The organism is Flavobacterium sp. NLM (assembly GCF_002210235.1).
In the GTDB taxonomy this organism is placed as follows: Bacteria; Bacteroidota; Bacteroidia; order Flavobacteriales; family Flavobacteriaceae; genus Flavobacterium; species Flavobacterium panici.
The window spans coordinates 1-22,734 of the sequence record NZ_LIAC01000007.1 but is presented as its reverse complement, the minus strand read 5'-3'; the positions used below and the strand labels follow the sequence as shown (position 1 = coordinate 22,734).

Below are 22,734 nucleotides of genomic sequence, written 5' to 3'. Positions count from 1 at the left end.
TTAGTGTAATTCGTGGCAAACTCTTTTTTACATCTAAAAATGAATTCATGGCAAACCTTTTTTTAAATTTGACAAAAAGAAATTACTAAATGAGCATAAATTTAAAAAGCCTAATCCCAGTTTTTAACGCCGAATGGATAGGTTCAGATTCTGATATTTTTGTAGATCATATTTCGATCGACAGCCGTTCTTTACAAAACGGGTCTAAAACATTGTTTATTGCCCTTTCCGGAGTCAATAATGATGCTCATTTGTATATTTCCGAATTGATAGAAAAAGGCGTTCAGAATTTTGTCGTTCAGTATATTCCCGAAAATGTAAAAGGAAAAGCCAATTTTTTTGTCGTAAAAAATACGCTCAAAGCCCTTCAGGAATTGGCGGGTTATTATCGTGATTTATTCGACTTTCCTATAATTGGTTTAACCGGAAGCAACGGAAAAACCATCGTGAAAGAATGGTTGAATTTCCTTTTAAGTCCCGACTATAATATTATCCGAAGCCCAAAAAGTTATAACTCGCAAGTTGGCGTTCCGCTTTCTGTTATTGCCATAAATGAGAAACATAATTTAGGAATTTTCGAAGCCGGAATTTCGACAGTTAACGAGATGGTTAACCTCGAAAAAATCATCAAACCAAATATTGGTGTTTTAACCAGTATAGGTTCTGCACACGATGAAGGTTTCGAAAATCTGACACAAAAAATCAAAGAAAAATTATTGCTTTTCAAAAAATCAGCCGTAATCATTTATCAAAAAAATGAATTGGTAGATCAGTGTCTTTTAGATTTTTCTGTCGAATATCCACTTCAAAACAGAACTTTATTTTCATGGAGTTTTACAGACGCTACTGCCGATGTTTTTATTCTGATGAAAGAAACTAAAAACGATTCGACAATCATTAAATACCAATATAAAGACGAAGTTTACAATTTAGAGATTCCGTTTAGTGATTCTGCATCTATAGAAAATACCATTTCCTGCTTATTGGTTTTACTGCGTTTTAACTATGATTTTGAGGTTATTCAAAATCGTGTAAAACTGCTTTATCCGGTCGAAATGCGTCTTGAAGTTAAAAACGGAATTCACAATTGCAGTTTAATTGATGATAGTTACAGCTCGGATTTTCAATCGCTGAAAATTGCTTTAGACTTTTTAGAAAGCCAGAAAAAAAATGCTTCAAAAGCGGTCATATTATCAGATATTTTTCAAAGTGGATTTTCAAATGAAGAACTCTATTCTAAAGTTGCACAGTTAATTTCGGATAATAAAATCAACCGCGTTATCGGAATTGGAACTACGATTTCATCTTTTGCAGATAAATTCCCAAACAGCACGATGTTTCGAAATACGGCAGAATTTATTGCCGAAATTGAAAACTTGAATTTCAATAACGAAACCATTTTAATAAAAGGAGCAAGGTCATTTCAGTTTGAAGAAATTGTTTCGCTGCTAGAAGAAAAAACGCATGAAACAGTTCTCGAAATTAACCTTGACGCCATCAATCATAATTTAAATTACTTCAAATCAAAACTAGCCGACGATATAAAAATCATGGTGATGGTGAAAGCTTTTGGTTACGGAAACGGCGGACTTGAAATTGCAAAATTACTCGAACATAATAAAGTGAATTATTTAGGTGTGGCTTTCGCCGATGAAGGAATTTCGCTGAAAAACGGCGGAATCAAATTGCCAATTATGGTTTTGAATCCTGAATCGACCAGTTTTCCGTCGATAATTCAATATAAATTAGAACCTGAAATTTACAGTATAAAAGGATTAAATGCCTTTTTGAAAATTGCCAGAGAAAAGAATTTAAAAGATTTTCCAATTCATATCAAAGTCGACACCGGAATGCATCGTTTAGGTTTTGAAGACAATACAATCGATGAATTAATTGCAACTTTAAAAGGAAATTCAACCGTTCGTGTTCAAAGTATTTTATCGCATTTGGCAACAAGTGACGACATGAACCATTATGATTTTGTCATTCAACAGATTAATTTATTTGAGAAATTATCTTCAAAATTAATGTCGGAATTAAACATAAACCCAATTCGCCATATTTTAAATACATCCGGAATTAGTAATTTCCCAGATGCACAATATAATATGGTTCGTTTAGGAATTGGTTTATACGGCGTTTCAAACGATCCGTTAGAGCAGAAATATTTGGAAAATGTAGGTACATTAAAATCTATTATTTCACAAGTTCGCACTATTCCAACTGGCGACAGCGTAGGTTACGGGCGTCGTTTTATGGCCGAAAAAGAAACCAAAATTGCCACAATCCCAATTGGTTATGCAGATGGAATTTCGAGATTATGGGGCAATCAGGTTGGTTTTGTAACCATTAAAAATCAAAAAGCCTATATCGTAGGAAGTGTCTGCATGGATATGTTAATGGTTGATGTAAGTCATATTGATTGTAAAGAAGGCGATTCGGTAATTATTTTCGGCGAAAGCCCAACCGTTATCGAAATGGCCGAAGCTTTAAAAACCATTCCTTATGAAATAATGACAAGTATTTCGCAGCGTGTGAAACGAGTATTTTTTAGATAGATTTTGGAAACTCTAAAGAAAATTACGTATTTTCGGTATAATTAATTTATAAACTAAAAGAAATAATTATGAGTGTATTTTCAGAATTTAAGGAATTTGCAATGAAAGGCAACGTAGTCGATTTGGCTGTCGGTGTGATTATTGGAGCAGCTTTTGGTAAAATTGTAAGCTCATTAATTGAAAATGTAATAACGCCATTGATATTGAAACCGGCATTAGATGCGGCACATTTATCCACTATTGAAGAACTGACGGCTTTTGGAGGTGTAAAATATGGTTTGTTTCTTTCGGCAGTAATTAACTTTATAATCGTTGCTTTTGTTTTATTCTTGATTATTAAAGGAATAAACAATCTTAAAAAGAAAGAAGATCCTGCTCCCGCTGCACCAGCCGGACCAACTCAGGAAGAACTGCTTACTCAAATTAGAGATTTATTAAAAAATAAATAAGATATAATACCGCTACACTAAGTCTAACTTAACCGCTTCTTGATTGGAGCGGTTTTTTTAATCTGTTTTCTTTCAGATTAGAAAAAAATAAGAACTAATTTATGGGTTGTCATGTAGATTTTTATCTTTTAAAAAGAGATATTTTAAAAGCTAAGTTTATTGAGCTAGAAAAAGAAGAAGATAAGTATGCTTTTTTCAGAAACTACTTGATTGAGAAAAACATTAAGGAAGGGGATACATATTCTGCAACTGATGCAAGTATTATAATTCAGAAAGTTAAAGAGGATACGTTATTATTGAATAGAGATGAATTAAATGATATTAAAAATTATATTTATGAAGTATCTGTTGGGTGGGGTTATAATCCAGAAAACGAGAGATTCGTAAAAAAAATGCATGAATTTGGTTTCGAATTAATACATGATATATCACATGGCTGTGCAAGTCTTTTTCTTTTAAGTCTTGGTGATTCTGAATCAGTAGATTATTCAAGTTGGAATTATGATGAAAGAGATAGGATGAATATAGAAAGAGACGAGTTTACACGAGAACTCGAATATATTATGCTTCTACATAGTAAAATACAACTTAATGAATGTGATAATCTTGATGAAAAAAATGAATTAATTGTTACTATTGAAAATCTTGAAAAAAACGAGTTATTGAATAACGTTGTAGAAAGTCATTTTGATTCTGCAATGGAAGATGAAAGGTTGGTGAGTAATAGTGAGTCTATATTATTTAATGCTGTAGAATTAAGTAGAAAGATTGAAAACATTAGGGATGGAATAGTAATTTTTTATTCTTAAATAAAACACCTTGTTTAATTTATAACATTTTGTTATTTTTTGTGAAGCGTATTGTTTTCGTTTCTATTATAACTATTTTTGCAGAGTAAAATTAGATTAATAGCTATTTAAAAATATAAATAATGAGAATTGCAGTTGTAGGTGCTACCGGAATGGTTGGCGAAGTAATGCTTAAAGTTTTAGCAGAAAGAAATTTTCCTGTTACAGAATTAATTCCTGTTGCATCTGAAAGATCAGTAGGAAAAGAAATTGAATATAAAGGAACCAAATATAAAGTTGTTGGTTTACAGACCGCTGTAGATATGAAAGCTGATATCGCAGTTTTTTCTGCTGGTGGTGATACATCTTTAGAATGGGCTCCAAAATTTGCTGCAGCCGGAACAACTGTTATTGACAATTCATCTGCATGGAGAATGGACCCGACTAAGAAATTAGTAGTTCCAGAAATTAATGCATCTATATTAACAAAAGAAGATAAAATTATTGCAAATCCAAACTGTTCTACTATTCAAATGGTAATGACTTTGGCTCCTTTGCATAAAAAATACAACATTAAAAGAATCATCGTTTCTACTTACCAATCTATTACAGGAACTGGTGTAAAAGCGGTGAAACAATTAGAAAACGAGTACGCAGGAATTCAGGGTGAAATGGCTTACAAATATCCAATTCACAGAAATGCAATTCCTCACTGCGATAGTTTTGAAGATAACGGATACACTAAAGAAGAAATGAAATTAGTACGTGAAACTCAAAAAATTCTTGGTGATAACACTATCAGAGTTACAGCTACTGCAGTTCGTGTACCGGTTGTGGGTGGACATAGCGAAGCAGTAAATGTTGAGTTTACAAATGATTTTGAAGTAAATGAAGTTCGTGAAATTCTACACAATACTGATGGAGTAGTGGTGCAGGATAATTTAGATACATTTACTTACCCAATGCCATTATATGCAGAAGGTAAAAATGATGTATTTGTTGGGAGAATCCGTCGTGATGAAAGCCAGCCAAACACATTAAACCTATGGATCGTTGCTGATAACTTAAGAAAAGGTGCTGCAACAAACACGATTCAAATTGCTGAATATTTAATCGCAGCAGGTTTGGTATAATAGAGATTAAAGAAAATTGTTATAAAGAAAAAGCCGTAATTGCAGCAATGTAATTACGGCTTTTTTGATGCCTTTTGTTTGTGTATAGAGAACAGAAACCCGACAGGTTTTTATAAACCTGTCAGGTTTAAATCGTAACGATAAAAAAAGCGAGAACCAATTTGATTCTCGCTTTTGTATTTTTAATATTCAGGAGCCAGTTCTAATTCGAGTCCTTCTAATTCTTCAGTAATTGGGATCTGACAGCCTAAACGGCTATTAGATTTAACATAAAACGCTTCCGAAAGCATAGCCTCTTCTTCATCTCCCATTTCTGGTAACGCAACATCATTTAGAACATAACACTGGCAGGAAGCACACATGGCCATTCCTCCACAGGTTCCTTCAACAGGAAGTTCGTATGCCTTGCATAACTCCATTATATTCATTGCCATATCAGTCGGAGCCTGTAATTCGTGTATAACTCCTTCTCGATCTTTAATCTTTATTAATACATCCATTTATTATTGGAATTTTATTGGTAGGATTTTATAACGTGAAAAAATCCTCGTATTTATACTAACTCGTAGGTTTTGTGCTAAAAGCGTATTCTTTTCCGTTGCTTTCTTTAAGACGCATTTTTACGCCTAAAATAGTATCGCTTTTCTCAAGAATTGTAATAACAGCAACTACTGAATAATAATCTCTGTCAGATTGAAAAATTAATGTGCCTTCGTAAGTAGAGTTTAAAACTCCTTGTTTGTCTGTCGTTGCAGAAACCTTTCTCGGATTAGAAAATTGCGCTGAACTGTAAGTAGCTTTGTTTGAAAATTTTCCTTTTCCATCAACAAAATCGTACAAGAAATCATAATTCCCAATACTTAAAGTTCCAGGTACATCAGCAGGGTTAATTGAAAATACAATTTTTCCTGAGTATGTAAAATCTGACCATTCTTCGGCTTCGCTTATCCAAGCTTTGTCAACAACAACTGTTTTATTTTGCGCATAAATGCCTGACGCAAAAAACACTAACAAAAATAGAGTGTAAAATTTCTTCATAAAATATAAGATTAAGGGTTATGTCACAAATTTAAGTTAAAAATGTAACAAATAGTTAACTAAAACTCTTAAATCTTTATATTGTTTTTTATGAAATCCTCAAAAAACCACAATAATCGAGCTGGTTTATTGAATTTTTATAAATCTTTCCACTTAAAGGCCTATTATTCTTGTTAATTCAACAAATCAAAAACAACAGGAAAAATATCGTTTTTTGTTACATGATATTTACCACAGTTTCAATTTGCGGTGCATATTTTTTTATAGTAGTTTCTACTCCGGCTTTAAGTGTCATCTGGTTTACGCTGCAGCTTATGCATGCGCCTTCCAGACGAACTTTTACATGTTTATCGTCATCTATAGAAATTAGCGAAATATCTCCGCCGTCAGACTTTAAGAATGGCCTGATTTCGTCTAAGGCCAATAAAACATTATTTGTTAATTCTTCTGTTGTCATAATTAATGTGTCAATTGTGAAAATGTGCCAATTAGATAATTATCTAATTGCCGTATTATCTCATTATCTAATTATTTAATTTTTTTTAACTGCAGAGCAGCCTGCCATAGTTGTAATTTTAATGGCTTCAGTAGCAGGAAGACTTTCGTTTCTGTTTACTACTTCCTGAACTACGTTTCTGGTGATTTCTTCAAAAACAGCTTCAATAGGCGATGCAGTTTGTAAAGCTGCAGGACGTCCGTAATCTCCCGCTTCACGAATAGACTGTACAATTGGAACTTCCCCTAAAAACGGAACATCTAAATCTGCTGCAAGATTTTTTGCACCTTCTTGTCCAAAGATATAATATTTATTATTTGGCAATTCTTCAGGTGTAAAGTAAGCCATGTTTTCGATAATTCCCAAAACAGGAACATTAATATTATCCTGCATAAACATCGAAACTCCTTTTTTAGCATCGGCAAGAGCTACAGCCTGCGGTGTACTTACTACAACAGCTCCCGTAATAGGTAAAGACTGCATGATAGAAAGGTGAATATCTCCAGTTCCCGGAGGTAAATCAAGAAGCATGAAATCTAATTCTCCCCAGTCTGCATCAAAGATCATTTGGTTTAATGCTTTTGCAGCCATTGGACCTCTCCAGATTACTGCCTGGCTTGGTGCTGTAAAAAATCCAATAGAAAGCATTTTAATTTCATAACTTTCAATTGGTTTCATTTTCGATTTTCCGTCAACAGTAATCGAAACCGGTTTTTCATTCTCAACATCAAACATAATTGGCATAGAAGGCCCATAAATATCGGCATCTAAAACTCCAACTTTAAAACCCATTTTTGCAAGCGTAACGGCAATATTTGCAGTAACGGTTGATTTACCAACTCCTCCTTTTCCGGAAGCAACGGCAATAATATTTTTAATTCCCGGAATAGCACGACCTTTAATTTCGGCTTTCTCCGGAGTTTCAACTTTAATATTTACTTTAATTTTAGCATCGGTAGATATTAATTCGTGAATCGTTTTTTTAATATCGTCTTCAGCTCTTTTTTTAATATGCATCGCTGGCGTATGCAATACTAAATCAACAACAACTTCGTCGCCAAAAGTAAGTACGTTAGCAACCGCACCGCTTTCGACCATATTTTTTCCTTCTCCAGCTATAGTGATTGTTTCTAAAGCTTTAAGAATTTCTTTTCTATCTAATTTCATTTTATTGTGCTATTATATATGGAAAGAAACCGATTTAAAAATCTATATTAATTTAAACTGATTTCAGACTGCAAAGATAACAGATTAAGTTCGGATTTAAACCCTTTTAAATTGTATTTATTGATATTGAGATTAGCCAAAATGATGAATCCTGATTATTTAAAACCATTAAAATTCAAAAATAGGTTTTGAAACCTTATTCTGTAATGATTTCTTATAATTATAACGAATACTAAAATGTATGAAATTTACAGCAGTAAATGTAAGAATTGTCAAATATCTTGATTAAATTTGAGTGCCTTAAATCTAAGATTTCCAAATAGTACAAAAAAGTATGAAAACTTATTTTTGGAGCTTCGTTATGAGTTTTCGATATTTTTTAAATGATTTAATATTAAAAATTTAAACCTTAAAAATATGCGAAATTTTACTTCTCTTACTGTAATTATTGCTTGTAGTTTTTTAATGTTTTCTATTAATGCGGCAAGCCATACATCGAAAATTAAAAATGAAAATTCTGAGTTTGAAAACATTTTTAAACTCAAAAACAAATTCGTTTTAGGAACAATTGATGCCGCTTCAATAAATAACTTTTATGCGAAGTATCCCAAACTAAAAAAATATCAAAAAGACGTTGAAGATCTTTATAAAAAGAAAGCATATAACACTATTTGGCATGATGATAAAAGTATCAGCGAATTTGGCGCCTTATTATATCATAAAGTAAGCCTTTTAGAAGAGCAGGGAATCAATGCCGAAATGCCTTATATGGACTTGGTTGACAATGTTTTTAATGAAAATGTTTCAAATAAACTGCCGCAAATAGACACAGAACTGCTGTTGTCAAATATGTATGTATTTTATGCCAGTAATGTATATTCCGGAGTGGATGCAGAGACTTTGAAAAAAATTGGCTGGTATCTTCCAGCCAAAACAATTTCGTACGATCGAATTTTAGATTCGTTAATGGGTGATCCCAACCGATTGAATAAGGATGAAAACCTTCTTTTTGGCCAATATTATAAACTTCAGGATGTTTTACAGAGATATCGAAATATTGAAAAAAACGGTCTTTGGAAAAAAATCGAGATTGACGAAGCAAACTTTAAGGAGCTAAAACCTTTAGACAGCGGAAAAGTTATCCAGCAAATTAGAGAACGTTTGTTTGTAGTTGGTGATTTAAAAGAAGATTCTAAAAGTCAATATTATGATCAGGAAATGATGGACGCCGTTTTAAAATACAAAAAACGATATGGACTCAAACTGAATTATACTTTTACAAAAGAACAAATTGATCAGATGAACGAGCCAATTGGAAACAGAATCCGCACCATTATGCTGAACATGGAACGCTGCAGATGGATTCCCACTAAACTGGCAAAAGCAGATGAATATGTAATGGTAAATATTCCGTCGTTTAGACTGGTTTATGTAAAGAATGGAAAATATGATTTGGTTTCGGATGTTTTTGTGGGAACGCGAATGACAGAAACGGTGATTTTTAGCGGTAATATCGACCGAATTGTTTTTAGTCCGTATTGGTATGTTCCAACAAGCATTATTCAAAATGAATTAAAACTGAAAATAGCCGAAGATAAAAACTATCTCGCTGATCATAATATGGAATGGAATGGAGGCCATGTAAGACAAAAACCAGGTCCGGACAATTCTTTGGGATTAGTCAAATTTATGTTTCCAAACCCAAATGATATTTACCTGCACGATACACCTGCAAAAAGTTTATTTGAATTTGAAAAACGAATTTTCAGCCACGGCTGTATTAATGTAAAAGAAGCCAAACAACTGGCACTAGAAATTTTAAAAGACAATCCTGAATGGCCGGTTGATAAAATTAATCAGGCGATGAGCGGCGAAAAAGAAACTACCTGCATGCTCAAAAATAAAATTCCAATTTATATAGGATATTTTACCGCCTGGGTAAACGATGACGGCGAAATTGGCTTCTATCCAGATGTTTATGACCGCGATAAACGTTTAGATAAACTGCTGTATGCTGATCCGGTTGCCTTAAAATAAAAACAAATCCCCGTCAAGATTCTAATATCTGACGGGGATTCTTTTAAAAAAATGGTCTACAAGTTTATTCGTATTTTAAATATTTTAAAACGTCTATTTTGGTTACCTGATACGCTTTTGCCAAAACAATCAGCAAAGTAAGAACTAACAGCGAAACAAGCGCAATACTAAACGGAACGGGCGAAACATTAATTCTGAAAGCAAAATCCTCCAGCCATTTTTGCAATAAAATATAAGCCGGAACAATTCCAATTCCAAATCCCATTAAACAGAAAAGAATATATTGTTTAGATAATTCTTTCAGTAAAACATCAGTTTCTGCGCCAAGTGTTTTTCTAATCGCAATTTCTTTCAATCTTCTTTCCATCGAAAATGATGCCAAAGCAAACAGTCCAAAAATAGCAATCGTGATTACAACCAGATTCAGGATAAAAAACAAATCTTTTTGTTTGACTTGCTGCTCATAAGTTTTTGCAAATCCTTTGTTTACAAATTCATAATCAAAAGGATAATCTGGATTTACATTTTTCTCCCAATATGTTTTTAATTTTTCTAATGTTTCAGATAAATTATTTGGAGAAACTTTTATATATACATTATCAAAGTTATTCCATTTCAATGTTTTAAGATTAACAAAAATCATTGGCGGAACTTTATTCTGCAATCCCGTAATGTGAAAATCCTTTACAATTCCAACAACTTTAAACTTTAAATTTCCCTTTTCATCTCCCCAGCCAGAAGTGATCACCGTATTTATAGGATTTTTAAGTCCTAATGATTTAGCCAGTGTTTCATTTATAAGCCAGTTGCTAACAGTATCTGATGCAAATTTTGGAGATAAATCACGACCTTCAACCACTTTAATTTTCATCATATCAAGAAAACCAAAATCCATTTCAACATTTCGCGGCTGAACAAAAACACCATTGTGCGTAAAACCAGAACTAGAATTAGTACTGTTACCAAATGTACCGGCAAAAGTAGAAACGTCCTGAACGCCTGATATTTTAAGAACTTCTTGTTTTGTTAATTGATATTTTTCACCCTTTGTTTTATAATCGTTATGATTAAATGGAACTCTGATAACCTGATTACCATTAAAACCAAGATCTTTATTCATCATATAATCTACCTGAGAATTTACGATCAAAGCACCAATGATAAAAAATGTTGCAATTCCGAATTGAAAAATAAGCATCGAATTTCGAATCCAGATACCGCTTTTACTTCTGGAGAAATTACCTTTTAAAACTTTTAAAGTTTCGAAATTTGAGATATAAATGGCAGGGAATATACCCGCAAGAATGATTACTAATCCAAAAATCAAAATGAGCTGCAGGTAAAATTCACCGCCATTCATAGTCAAAGTCTTTCTTAAAAAAGAATTATAATACGGAAGAGAAAGTTCAACAATTGCCAAAGCAAACAAAATAGACAACATTACAATTATTGTTGTTTCGAATATAAACTGCGCTATAATTTGGTTTTTTGAAGCACCAACAATTTTACGAACACCAACTTCCTTAGCACGTTTTATGGCAGAAGCTGTGGCAAGATTAATATAGTTTACCAATGATAAAACTAAAATTAATATTGATAAACCAGCCATAATATAAATAAGCTGTAGGTTTCCTTTAAACTCCGGAGTAGCAGATCCCGAAGTTTTTGTGCCATGTAAATGCAGCGTTTTCAGCTGGTCAAGTATAATCTCTATTTCTCCATTTTCTTTGATGTACTGCTCAACCGTCTGTCCGCTTTCTTTAGCATCTTTTAGAGTTCTGTTTACATAATTTACGTTATGCATTTTCTTCAAAACCGAAACAGGATCAGCACCTTTTTTAATTTTAATCATCAAACCATAATTAAAATTACCCCAGCTGTTAATATCACTTTCACGCACAATGTCACCAAAAACATAGTTAGGTTCAATAGAAGAAGGTGTCACAATGCGATAAACAGATTTTACGATATAGGACTTATCATTGTAAGTAATGGATTTTCCGATAGGATCTTCATTATTAAAAAGCAGTTTAGCCTGTTCTTCAGAAATAGCAACGCTGTTTTTATCTTTTAAAATATCTTTTTTAGCACCTTTTATAATTGGAAAAGGAAAAAAATCAAAAAAGTTATTATCCGTTACTGTTATCTTTTTATCGATTACTTTTTTGTTCTGATACTTTATAGCAGCTTCGTTATACCAATTATGCATAAAGGAAATCTGCTCAATTTCAGGAATTGTTGCCTTGCAGGTTTGTCCAAACGGAATTGAACTTGTAGCCCAGGTGTCTCCGGTTCTTCCTATTTTATTCAGAACCTGATATACATTTTCTTTCTCCGGATTCCATTGATTGTAAGCGTGCTCATTATTCCAGTATAAAATGGCAAAAATCACGCTGGCAACCCCAATGCTCAATCCTAAAACATTTAAAAGCGAAAACAATTTGCTTTGCCTTAAATGATAAATAAATATTTTAAACCAGTTAAAAATCATGGTATAAGTTTTATAATTACGTTAGTTATTTTTTGGTCTAAAGGCTGTTTTGCCTTTTATAGAAGGGTAAAAATTTTGCAAACAAATCCCACCAGAACTAAGATTGCAGTAATAACAAATTTTATCATTTTTTCGATTATTTAGCGTCCATAAAAACATCAACATTGCGTTGATTTAATTTTTCAGAGAATATAACACCGTCTTTCATATGAATCGTTCTTTGCGAAAAAGAAGCATCATAATCAGAGTGGGTAACCATCAAAATTGTAGCACCTTTAGCATGTAAATCAGTTAAAAGTTCCATTACCTCATTACCATTTTTACTGTCCAGATTTCCTGTTGGCTCATCGGCAAGTATAATTTTAGGATCATTAACTAAAGCTCTTGCAACCGCAACCCTTTGCTGCTGACCTCCTGAAAGCTGCTGCGGAAAATGTTTCAAACGATGTGAAATATTTAGTTTCTCAGCAATAGCTTCAATTTTTTGTTTTCTGTCTGATGCTTTTACATTGTTGTAAAGCAAAGGCAGTTCGATATTATCATAAACCGAAAGTTCATCGATCAAGTTGAAGTTTTGAAAAATAAAACCAATGTTTTCTTTACGAACAGCAGCTCTTCCTTTCTCTTTTAAATGAATCATTTCCTGATCTAATAATTTGTAGCTTCCGTCAGTTGCACTGTCTAAAAGCCCGATAATATTTAGTAAAGTAGATTTCCCGCAGCCAGAAGGCCCCATAATAGTTAAAAAATCCCCTTTTTTAATTTCTAAATTAATACCGCTTAAAGCAGCAGTTTCAACTTCTTCTGTTCTAAATACTTTGGTTAAATTTTGTATCGTTATCATATTTTAAAAGATTAGTTATTAATTACGTTTTTTGATTGATGATTGATGTTTTTATATTTTGGTTTCGCCACGAATTCCACGAATTTTCACGAATTAATTTTTCGTAATGCGTATAATAATTAGTGTAAATTCGTGGCAGACATTTGCTAAACTGCGACTGAACACCGCGACTGTAAACTAATTACTGCGACTGAATCGAAAGTTCCTCAATATCCTTATAATCTGAATAAGAAGAAATCACAACAGATTCGCCTTCTTTCAAACCCTCCAGAACTTCATAATACGAAGGATTTTCTCTTCCTAATTTTATATTTCTTCTTTCGGCTTTATTTCCTTTTACTACAAAAATCCATTTTCCTGCAGTTTCTTGGTTAAAACTTCCTTTTTGTACAACCAGAATTTTATTTTTCTCAGATAAAATCAGCTTTACTCCAAAACTTAAACCGTCCTGCAAAGCAATCTCTTCTTTAGATGTAAAAGCTAATTCTACAATAAAATGCCCGTTTTTAACTTCCGGAATTACTTTAGTAACAATAACTTCCAGTGTTTTTCCTTTAAATTCAACCTGACCTTTTAAACCTTCGCGAATTTTTTCCAAATAAAACTCATCAACATCGGCAGATAATTTATATCCTTTTTTAGAATCAATTTTCCCAATGCTTTCTCCAGCCTGAAACGTTTTTCCTAAAACCGGTTCAAAAGAAGTCAGTCGGCCAGATTCTGGAGCAGTAATCAAAAAATTCTTTTTATTGTTTCTTAAAATCTCCAAACTCATTTCCATTGTTTGAATCGAACGGTTAATTTGAGAAATCTGCAATTGATTCGATTGTTTTTCTTTTTGAATGCTTTGCTGAATTGTTTTTTTGCGTTCTTCCTGAAAACGAAGACTTTCCTTAAAAGTATTCCAGTCGTTTTTTGAAATCACATCTTTGGCAAACAATTTTGCATTTAAATCATACAATCTTTTAGCATCATTATAATCATGTTCGATTAAAACATAATCTTTAGTCAAATTCAATTCCTGATTTCTAATGTTTAGTTTTCCTGTGTTTAAATTGTTAATTTGCTCGATAATAGCAGTTTCCTGAGTCAGATAATTCAGTTCTGTATTTGGATTGTATAAACGAGCAAGCGATTGCCCTTTTGTAACCATTGCGCCGTTTTCTACAAAAATCTCTTTTACAGATCCTCCTTCTGTAACGTTTACAAGCATTACATTTAACGGCTCAACTTTTGCCTGAAAAACCACAAAATCTTCAAAAAAAGCTTTTTCAACTTTATGAATCGAAAGTTCCTCGGCTTTTACATTTAAACTTCTTTTTGAATTAAAAGAAAAAAAGAGAATTGCGGCCAAAGCTAAAAAAACTCCAATTGCTATTGTGAGATATCTAAATTTTCTATTTTTACGAGGAATTATCGTGTCCATTTTTTTAAATAATTTACTGATAATCAATAGGTAAATACTGTGCCATAAAATTTATTTTTTGCAAAGCCCTGATTTTAAACAGGCTTTAAAAAACATCCAAAAACAAAGTGTTCGATAATGAACAGTTGACCGTTCAAAATCGGACAAAAAATATCAGTATGAGAAAAAAGCAAGCCCAAATATTAGTCGTTGACGATCAGGAAGAAATTCTTTTTTCGGCAAAAATGATTCTTAAAAAACATTTTGAAACGATTTTTACAACAAACAATCCCAAAAAAATCATTTCAATTTTGAGCGAAAACGAAATTAATGTCGTTTTGCTGGACATGAATTATAGAATTGGTTTTGAAGACGGACGAGAAGGAATTCATTGGCTGAAAGAAGTAAAAACCCTTTCACCAAATACAATTGTCATTTTAATGACCGCTTTTGGAAAAATTGATACAGCGGTTGAAGGAATAAAAATTGGCGCTTTTGATTATGTTTTAAAACCTTGGCATAACGAAAAATTACTCGAAACAATTGATAAGGCTGTTGCCGAAAGCCGAAAAAACAGCAAAAAACAAGTTGTTGAAAAAACAGAAAAAAGATATTTTGTAGGTACATCTCAAAAGATAAAACAAGCGTATTCTATTGCTGAGAAAGTAGCTAAAACAGATGCAAATGTTTTGATTTTAGGCGAAAACGGAACCGGAAAATATGTTTTTGCAGAGTTTATCCACCAAAATTCGGTACGAAAAAAAGAACCTTTTATTCATGTTGATTTAGGATCTTTAAGTGATAATTTATTCGAAAGCGAACTTTTTGGATACGCAAAAGGCGCTTTTACAGATGCCAAAACCGATACGCCTGGAAGATTTGAAATGGCGCAGAACGGAACCATTTTTCTGGATGAAATTGGGAATATTCCGCTTCATTTACAATCAAAATTATTGCACGTTCTGCAGACTAAAACCGTTACACGTTTAGGCGAAAGCAAACCAAGACCTTTAAATGTCAGAATAATTTCGGCAACAAATAATGATATTAAAGCTGAGGTGAAAAATAAAACCTTTAGAGAAGATTTACTGTACAGAATTAATACAATGGAAATAAATCTGCCTTCGTTACGCGAAAGAAAAGATGATATTGTCCCGATGGCAAATTTTATTCTTGAAAATATCGCCGAAAAATACAATCATGGTCCCGAAGCTTCGGGATGGCATTTTGAAGAAAATGTCGCGCCATATTTGGAAAAGTATCCGTGGAAAGGAAATGTTCGTGAAATGGAAAATAAAATAGAACGCGCCCTTATTTTAGCCGAAAACAACACGATTTCTGTAACCGATTTAGATATTCTCGATTTTGAAGAAATTCATGAAAATGATGATAATCCGTTATCTGAAATGGAAAAAACAGCAATCGAGAAAGCGCTTTTTAAACATCACGGAAACATCTCAAAAACCGCCGAAGAATTAGGTTTATCAAGAGCCGCTTTGTACAGAAGAATTGAAAAATACGATTTGAAAAACTAAGATAATTTTGGCCACAGATTTTACAGATTAAAAAGATTTTTCTTTTACCTAAATTTTAGTTTCTCGCAGATTCTGGAGATTTAGCTGATAAAAATGAATTATAATTAATCCCCAAAATCTGCAGAATCTGTGGGAAACTAAAGATTTCAAGATAAAGTATAAAAAATCATTTTAATCCTTTTAATCTGTGGCAAATAAAAAAAAACAATGAAAAACTGGAAATTTTATAACGCTTTATTTGTGAGAGTCTTGTTTGTAATGATTCTCTTTTTTGTCTGCGTTTTTCTTATCTATAAAATGTTCTATTATAATGCACTTTTGGTTGGCTTTTTTGCTTTTATATTTTTAGCCGAAATGTATCTTTATGTAAAAAACCAACTCCAATTTTACGACAGAACTTTGCTTTCGATTCTTCAGAATGATTTTTCTACCAATTTCCCCGAAGAGAATAAAAAAGACAATTTTAAAAGCCTGTATCTTTTATATGAATATTTAAAAGTACAACAGCAAGAACAGACATCGAAAGAAATGATTTACCGTTCGCTTTTAAATAATATTGACACCGCAGCTTTAATTCTTGAAAAAGGAAACGAAGACTGGGATATATTTTTGATGAATGACTGTTTCTCAGATTTATTTAAAGTTCCAAAAGTAAGTCATTGGAAATACCTTAAAAATTACCTGCCCTCACTTTGCAATGAAATTGAAAAAACAGATTTCAGCGAATTAAAATCGGCAATTTCAATTAAAATTGAAGAACAGGATTTGCAGACTTTTATGCTACAGACTTCGCGAACACAAACTTATAATAAAGAATATTATATCATTTTATTAGACAGTATTCAGCGTGTTATTGAGAAAAAAGAAAAAGAAGCGTGGATTAATTTGATGAAGATTATTTCGCATGAATTAATGAATTCATTAACGCCAATTCGTGCGCTTTCGCAGAATTTACTCCATATTGTCGATCAGGAAAGTTTAGAAGAAGATGATTTTGACGACATCAAAAGCAGTATTTCGACCATAATAAACCGAAGCGATCATTTGCAGGTTTTTGTAGAAAACTACCGTAAACTTGCCATGCTGCCAACACCGACGAAACAAATGACTCCGATAAATGCTCTTTTTGAAGACTGCCTCCGAATTATGAGTCCGATTTTGAAAGCGGAAAATATCGAATTGATAAACGATATTCACAGTTCACGTTCTATTATGATTGATAAAAACCAAATGGAACAGGTAATTATTAATTTGATTACCAATAGTGTTTATGCTCTAAAAGAGAAAAACGAAAAGAAAATGTATTTGTCGAGTTATACGGAAAACAATCGTTTTTTCATTTCAATTTCGGATAACGGAAAAGGAATCGACCCTGAAATTCAGGACAAAATATTTCTTCCTTTTTTCACCACCAGAAAAGACGGCGCCGGAATTGGTTTAACGCTTTCTAAAAACATTATCGAAGCGCATGGCGGCTACCTAAGCTACCAAACCGATGAAGATAAAACCAGCTTTGTGATCTGCCTTATTTGATATGAACCATATAAGTGATATAAGTTCATTTAAAAAGAAGTATTAGTATTCAACTTTGACAAAGTTTCCTTCGCGTCTCCTGCAAGGTTTCTAAAACCTTGTAGGTATTTTATAGTTACCAATTATAGGTAATTAGTTAAAAGATATTTATACCTACAAGGTTTTAGAAACCTTGCAGGAAGCTCTAAAATGAACTTATATCACTTATATGGTGAAAAATTTTAGTACTGCACTTCAGGTTTCCAAAAGTGTTTTTCGAAATCGACAATTTGATTGTTTACCACTTTAATGCCTTCGTTTTCTAAAAGCTGCTGCATTAAATTAGTTCCGTCAAAATGGTGTTTTCCTGTCAAAAGACCTTTTTGGTTTACGACTCTATGTGCAGGAACATCGTCCATATTATGGCACGCATTCATTGCCCAGCCTACCATTCGTGCAGAACGTGCGGTTCCCAAAGCCTTTGCAATTGCGCCATAAGAAGTTACTCTCCCAAACGGAATTTGTCTGGCAATCACATAAACTCTTTCGAAAAAATTTTCCTCAGCCATAATTTTTTTTTGCCACAGATTTAACGGATTAAAATGATTTTTCTTGGTCTATAAAAAATTAAGTTTCTCGCAGATTTTGCAGATTTAAACAGATTATTTTTTTTAAAATCCTTTTAGTTCTTCTAAATAAATCCGTGTAAAATATTTAACCCCAAAGTAAAAAAAAATCATTTTAATCCGTTAAATCTGTGGCCTATAAATTTTACCCGAAATAGTAATTCAAAATATTAAAAAGCGTCACAACGGCAACTAATCCCGTAATGCTTCCAATAATAGTATTCATGTTTCGCATTAAGTAATCGGTTTTCTTTTCGATCTTTTCAAAGAAACCAATATAACTGTATAAAACAGCAAATGAACCCAAAATAGATCCTAAAACAAAAGTAAAAATAATGCTGTTTTCAAACACAAAAAGATTGTACGAAGCCAAAGTCACACTTACGACAACATAATACGGAATAGGGAAAAAGTTTAATGCAGAAAGCAGCATTCCAAGAAAGAAACGGCTTTTTTTACTACTCTTTTTAATCTTCGATTTCTTTTTGGTTTTTGGTTCTTTGGCAATAAACAAAAAGTATATCGTTAAGATCGAAAAAATAACAAAACCTATTTCACGTAATAAAGTAACAACATCCGGACGATTGTCGATTACCTGCGCAAATAAAACCGCGACGTAAACCTGAAAAAAAATCACTAAAACCGCTCCAATAACAAACCATAAAGCATTCTTTTTTCCTTCTTTCAGGTTTATTTTGGCTGCCGTCATATTGATTAATCCCGGCGGAATAATCCCAATTGCAGCGGCAATAAAGCCTGAAAGTAATGGAGTAAGATATACCATTCAGTTGTTTAAGCGATTAAAAGATTTTTTTAAAATTAAATTAGTCTTTAATTTTAAAACGAATATACGTAATTGCCTTGTTAATTTCTAAATATTGTTTTTCATAAAATGTTTGAAAAGCAGTAACTTCTTCCGGGCTTCCTTCATTTCTGTATACATTATGATTCGCATACAAAACTTCGTGGCCTTCTCCGTGAAGCAGTCCAAGCGTATAACCGTGCATAAATTCGCTGTCGGTTTTAAGATTTACGACACCGTCTTTTTTAAGGATTTTTTTGTACAATTTCAAGAACTCAGAATTGGTCATTCTGTGTTTTGTTCTCTTGTATTTTATCTGTGGATCCGGAAAAGTAATCCAGATTTCATCCACTTCATTTTCAGCAAAAATATGATTGATAAGTTCGATTTGAGTACGAACAAAAGCAACATTATGAAGTCCGGTTTCAACAGCAGTTTTAGCACCACGCCAGAAACGCGCACCTTTAATATCAATTCCGATAAAATTTTTGTTGGGATATTTTTCTGCTAATCCAACTGAGTATTCACCTTTTCCGCATCCTAATTCTAAAACCAGAGGATTATCATTTTTAAAGAAATCCGAATTCCATTTTCCTCTCAAAGGCATTAAATTGCCTACAACTTCTTCTCTTGTTGGTTGAAAAACGTTTTGAAATGTTTCGTTTTCTCTGAATCTTTTTAGTTTATTTTTACTTCCCACTTTTTACAAAAATTTTCAGCAAAATTAAGGAATATAAACGAATGAAAATAGTTGAATTAGGTTTAAAATAAGTTTGCCACGAATTACACGAATTTTCACGAATTAATTTTTGCCACAGATTATTGGGATTAAAAAGATTTTTCTAAACATTAATCTTTTATCTCGGAGAGATTATATATCGGTAGAAAAAATGTGATAGTAATATAAATGTCCCGTAGGGATTTATGTTTTAGATTGTTTGCTACGAATTGCACGAATTTTCACGAATTAATTTTTGCCACAGATTATTGGGATTAAAAAGATTTTTCTAAACATTAATCTTTTATCTCGGAGAAATTATATATTGGTAGAAAAAATGTGATATAAATAAAAATGTCCCGTAGGGACTTATGTTTTTTAGATTGTTTGCCACGAATTACACGAATTTTCACGAATTAATTTTTGCCACAGATTATTAGGATTAAAAAGATTTTTCTAAACATTAATCTTTTATCTCGTAGAGATTATATATCGGTAGAAAAAATGTGATAGCAATAAAAATGTCCAGTAGGGACTATACGTTTTAGATTGTTTGCCACGAATTGCACGAATTTTCACGAATTAATTTTTGCCACAGATTATTGGGATTAAAAAGATTTTTCTAAGCACTAATCTTGTATATCTCGGAGAGATTATATTGGTAGAAAAAATGTGATAGTAATAAAAATGTCGTGTAGGGACTTATTTTTTAGATTGTTTGCCACGAATTACACAAATTTCCACTAATTTTTTTTCGATCATACTGATTAAATTAATTCGTGAAAATTCGTGAAATTCGTGGCAAAACTTTATTTTCAACCGTAATGCGGTTCTGTAATTGGTTTTAATTTTGGATCTAATGTTTCGTCGTGCTGCGATAAATCAAGCCCGATGTGTTCGTTTTCTTCAGAAACACGAAGCGGAATAATGAAATTCGTTACTTTAAATAAGAAATAAGCCCCAAAGAAAGTAAAGATTGAAACCAGAACTAAAGCCATCATATGATGTGCAAATACATTCCAGCCTCCGTGTAATAAACTTGCATTTTCGCCATGCGCAAAAATCGCAGTTAAAATCATTCCCATAATTCCTCCAACGCCGTGACAGGCAAAAACATCAAGCGTATCATCAAATCTTTTTGATAAACGACAATTTACAACAGAGTTTGAAACCAAAGCGGTAATGAATCCGAAGAACATACTTTCTGGAACTGAAACAAATCCTGCGGCTGGCGTTATGGCAACTAAACCAACAACAGCTCCGATACAAGCTCCAAGAGCAGAAACTTTTCTACCGTTCATTCTATCGAAGAAAACCCAGGTTAACATGGCTGCCGCCGATGAAGTTGTAGTAGTTGCAAAAGCCATAGCAGCAGTTCCGTTGGCAGCAAGCGCAGAACCAGCGTTGAATCCGAACCAGCCAAACCATAACATTCCAGTTCCTAATAATACAAACGGAATATTGGTTGGAATATGCTGACTGTTTTTTCTTTTTCCTAAAACTAAAACGCCCGCCAAAGCTGCAAAACCAGAACTCATGTGAACTACGGTTCCTCCTGCGAAATCTTTTACGCCAAAATAACTTCCTAAAACTCCTGTTGGATACCAAACAGAATGGCACAAAGGCGCATAAATAAAAATGGTAAACAAACTGATGAATAATAAATACGATATAAAACGAACACGTTCTGCAAACGAACCTGTAATAATTGCCGGAGCGATAATAGCAAATTTCATTTGGAACAAGGCAAACAACATAAAAGGAATTGTACTTGCCAATTTTTTATGAGGCAGGATATTTACATAATCCATAAAGGCAAAAGTGGTTGGATTTCCGAAGAAACTATAAAAGTGATCTCCAGAACCAAAACCTACAGGTTCACCAAATGCAAGACTAAAAGCGACAACAACCCATAAAAGTGTTACCACACCCAGACAGATAAAACTTTGCAGCATTGTCGAAATCACATTTTTACGGCCTACCATTCCACCATAAAAGAAAGATAATCCCGGCGTCATGATTAAAACCAGACAACAAGAAGTTAACATCCAGGCAACATCCGCAGGAACGATGTGATCGGTTGTGCCAAATTCAGACAATACATAACTATTTTCAGTAACATTTGGCCAAAAAGCCCCAATAATACAAACGATGCTGATAATGATAAAGGAAATGATCCAGCGTTTCTCTATTTTCATTTTTTCAAATACTTTATTGAACCCTATTTTTTTTGGGGTCAAAGTTAAAAAAAATTAAATATTTAGATTTCAGGGGCTGTTAAAATAGTGGTTGTGTTTTGATTTTAGTTGATTTTGTAAAATACCGATCGCTTTTTTAATAGTTTTTCATTTTACTATTCCAAAACACACCCAATATTGTCAATTATATTATAATTAATTTGATACCGATGCTTATAAAGTCCTATAAAAGTTATGTTTATAAGAATAAAGCATAAAAATGTTTATTTTTTTTGAAGCTTCGCAATCAAAGCATCTTCAATTGGTGCTTTTATTTTGGTTACGGCATCAACTTCGTCATTCGGAATTGTCATTGATAATACATAATGTTGAATTTTCCATTCTTTGCCCACTTTTACCAAAACTCCAGAACCACGGCAGATTTTCATTTGTGTATCTAATAATTCATCAAACCAAGCTATTTTTCCTGATTTGTCAAAAAAGATATGACGTTCAAGTGCTTTAAAATTCCAGGTTGTTCCTTTGTCAAAAAACGGTTTTGCCCAGATTGAGAATTCTTTTTTCGTCCAGTTTTCGGTTGCGTCAGTTCCTATGTAAATTGCATCATCTGCCAAAGCACTAAAATAAGTATCAAATTTTACCTCGCCAGCAGCTTTGTGCCACGCATCAAGAGTTTGGTTGATTTTGTCTTTGTCGGTTTGAGCATTTGCAAAAGAAGCAACGAATAAAAGTAGTAGAATTGTTTTTTTCATGAGAGATTTTATTTGAGATTAAAGATAAGGAATTTTTGATGGCGCACGGATTTTACAGGTTTAACCAATTTTTCTCATTTTATGTCATTTCGACGAAGGAGAAATCTCCACGAGAAGCTCGACAAAGATTGGATTCTAGGGGGCGGAGTTGCTTACGGAGATTTCTCCTTCGTCGAAATGACAAA

At 32.8% G+C, this 22,734-nt stretch carries 19 protein-coding genes; 7 read left to right on the top strand and 12 right to left on the bottom strand.

What is annotated here, in order from left to right; genetic code table 11:
- Positions 1 to 89 precede the first annotated feature (89 nt).
- The 4 genes from APR43_RS09800 (at position 90) to APR43_RS09785 (ending at position 4,928) form a co-directional block, all read left to right on the top strand.
- Complete coding sequence (locus APR43_RS09800; RefSeq protein ID WP_053469910.1) at positions 90 to 2,558, top strand: bifunctional UDP-N-acetylmuramoyl-tripeptide:D-alanyl-D-alanine ligase/alanine racemase; 2,469 nt, start codon at positions 90 to 92, stop codon at positions 2,556 to 2,558.
- A 68-nt stretch (positions 2,559 to 2,626) separates the two neighbouring features.
- Positions 2,627 to 3,007, top strand: coding sequence for a large conductance mechanosensitive channel protein MscL (gene mscL / locus APR43_RS09795; protein ID WP_053469911.1), 381 nt, complete (start codon positions 2,627 to 2,629; stop codon positions 3,005 to 3,007).
- Positions 3,008 to 3,108: 101 nt separating this feature from the next.
- On the top strand, positions 3,109 to 3,816 hold the full coding sequence (locus APR43_RS09790; protein ID WP_053469912.1) for a hypothetical protein: 708 nt from the start codon (positions 3,109 to 3,111) through the stop codon (positions 3,814 to 3,816).
- Between the two features lie 122 nt (positions 3,817 to 3,938).
- Positions 3,939 to 4,928, top strand: a complete 990-nt coding sequence (locus tag APR43_RS09785) for an aspartate-semialdehyde dehydrogenase (protein WP_053469913.1) — start codon at positions 3,939 to 3,941, stop codon at positions 4,926 to 4,928.
- A gap of 182 nt (positions 4,929 to 5,110) precedes the next feature.
- Here the strand turns inward: APR43_RS09785 and APR43_RS09780 are convergent, their stop codons facing one another.
- The 4 genes from APR43_RS09780 to APR43_RS09765 all read right to left on the bottom strand — a co-directional run bounded on the left by APR43_RS09780 (position 5,111) and on the right by APR43_RS09765 (position 7,629).
- Positions 5,111 to 5,428 (bottom strand): 2Fe-2S iron-sulfur cluster-binding protein, encoded by a 318-nt coding sequence (locus tag APR43_RS09780; RefSeq protein WP_012023404.1) that lies wholly within the window; start codon positions 5,426 to 5,428, stop codon positions 5,111 to 5,113.
- Between the two features lie 58 nt (positions 5,429 to 5,486).
- Positions 5,487 to 5,966, bottom strand: coding sequence for a hypothetical protein (locus APR43_RS09775; RefSeq protein WP_053469914.1), 480 nt, complete (start codon positions 5,964 to 5,966; stop codon positions 5,487 to 5,489).
- 217 nt (positions 5,967 to 6,183) lie between these two features.
- Complete coding sequence (locus tag APR43_RS09770) at positions 6,184 to 6,423, bottom strand: NifU family protein (RefSeq protein WP_053469915.1); 240 nt, start codon at positions 6,421 to 6,423, stop codon at positions 6,184 to 6,186.
- 75 nt (positions 6,424 to 6,498) lie between these two features.
- The gene (locus tag APR43_RS09765; RefSeq protein ID WP_053469916.1) at positions 6,499 to 7,629 is read right to left on the bottom strand and encodes an Mrp/NBP35 family ATP-binding protein; all 1,131 of its coding nucleotides are present in this window, start codon (positions 7,627 to 7,629) and stop codon (positions 6,499 to 6,501) included.
- Positions 7,630 to 8,046: 417 nt separating this feature from the next.
- Here APR43_RS09765 and APR43_RS09760 point away from each other — a divergent pair, with 417 nt between their 5' ends.
- Positions 8,047 to 9,666, top strand: a complete 1,620-nt coding sequence (locus APR43_RS09760) for a murein L,D-transpeptidase (RefSeq protein ID WP_053469917.1) — start codon at positions 8,047 to 8,049, stop codon at positions 9,664 to 9,666.
- A 64-nt stretch (positions 9,667 to 9,730) separates the two neighbouring features.
- Here the strand turns inward: APR43_RS09760 and APR43_RS09755 are convergent, their stop codons facing one another.
- The 3 genes from APR43_RS09755 to APR43_RS09740 all read right to left on the bottom strand — a co-directional run bounded on the left by APR43_RS09755 (position 9,731) and on the right by APR43_RS09740 (position 14,427).
- Positions 9,731 to 12,157: an ABC transporter permease gene (locus APR43_RS09755; protein ID WP_053469918.1), complete on the bottom strand. Its 2,427-nt coding sequence runs from the start codon at positions 12,155 to 12,157 to the stop codon at positions 9,731 to 9,733.
- Between the two features lie 136 nt (positions 12,158 to 12,293).
- On the bottom strand, positions 12,294 to 13,001 hold the full coding sequence (locus APR43_RS09745) for an ABC transporter ATP-binding protein (protein ID WP_053469920.1): 708 nt from the start codon (positions 12,999 to 13,001) through the stop codon (positions 12,294 to 12,296).
- Positions 13,002 to 13,182: 181 nt separating this feature from the next.
- Complete coding sequence (locus tag APR43_RS09740; RefSeq protein WP_082356341.1) at positions 13,183 to 14,427, bottom strand: efflux RND transporter periplasmic adaptor subunit; 1,245 nt, start codon at positions 14,425 to 14,427, stop codon at positions 13,183 to 13,185.
- A 158-nt stretch (positions 14,428 to 14,585) separates the two neighbouring features.
- Between APR43_RS09740 and APR43_RS09735 the strand changes: the two genes are divergently transcribed.
- Both APR43_RS09735 and APR43_RS09730 read left to right on the top strand, forming a co-directional pair.
- On the top strand, positions 14,586 to 15,941 hold the full coding sequence (locus APR43_RS09735; protein ID WP_053470134.1) for a sigma-54-dependent transcriptional regulator: 1,356 nt from the start codon (positions 14,586 to 14,588) through the stop codon (positions 15,939 to 15,941).
- A gap of 207 nt (positions 15,942 to 16,148) precedes the next feature.
- Positions 16,149 to 17,474 (top strand): sensor histidine kinase, encoded by a 1,326-nt coding sequence (locus tag APR43_RS09730; protein ID WP_053469922.1) that lies wholly within the window; start codon positions 16,149 to 16,151, stop codon positions 17,472 to 17,474.
- Positions 17,475 to 17,695: 221 nt separating this feature from the next.
- Here APR43_RS09730 and APR43_RS09725 read toward each other — a convergent pair whose 3' ends face one another.
- From APR43_RS09725 to APR43_RS09705, 5 genes are all read right to left on the bottom strand, one after another.
- Entirely contained in the window at positions 17,696 to 18,022 is a 327-nt protein-coding gene (locus tag APR43_RS09725; RefSeq protein ID WP_053469923.1) for an MGMT family protein, read from the bottom strand.
- A gap of 202 nt (positions 18,023 to 18,224) precedes the next feature.
- The gene (locus tag APR43_RS09720; protein WP_053469924.1) at positions 18,225 to 18,863 is read right to left on the bottom strand and encodes a LysE family transporter; all 639 of its coding nucleotides are present in this window, start codon (positions 18,861 to 18,863) and stop codon (positions 18,225 to 18,227) included.
- A 40-nt stretch (positions 18,864 to 18,903) separates the two neighbouring features.
- A complete protein-coding gene (trmB, locus tag APR43_RS09715; protein ID WP_053469925.1) occupies positions 18,904 to 19,581 on the bottom strand; it encodes a tRNA (guanosine(46)-N7)-methyltransferase TrmB in 678 nt (225 codons plus the stop codon).
- Positions 19,582 to 20,414: 833 nt separating this feature from the next.
- The gene (locus tag APR43_RS09710) at positions 20,415 to 21,797 is read right to left on the bottom strand and encodes an ammonium transporter (protein WP_053469926.1); all 1,383 of its coding nucleotides are present in this window, start codon (positions 21,795 to 21,797) and stop codon (positions 20,415 to 20,417) included.
- Between the two features lie 263 nt (positions 21,798 to 22,060).
- Complete coding sequence (locus APR43_RS09705) at positions 22,061 to 22,549, bottom strand: nuclear transport factor 2 family protein (protein WP_053469927.1); 489 nt, start codon at positions 22,547 to 22,549, stop codon at positions 22,061 to 22,063.
- Positions 22,550 to 22,734 lie beyond the last annotated feature (185 nt).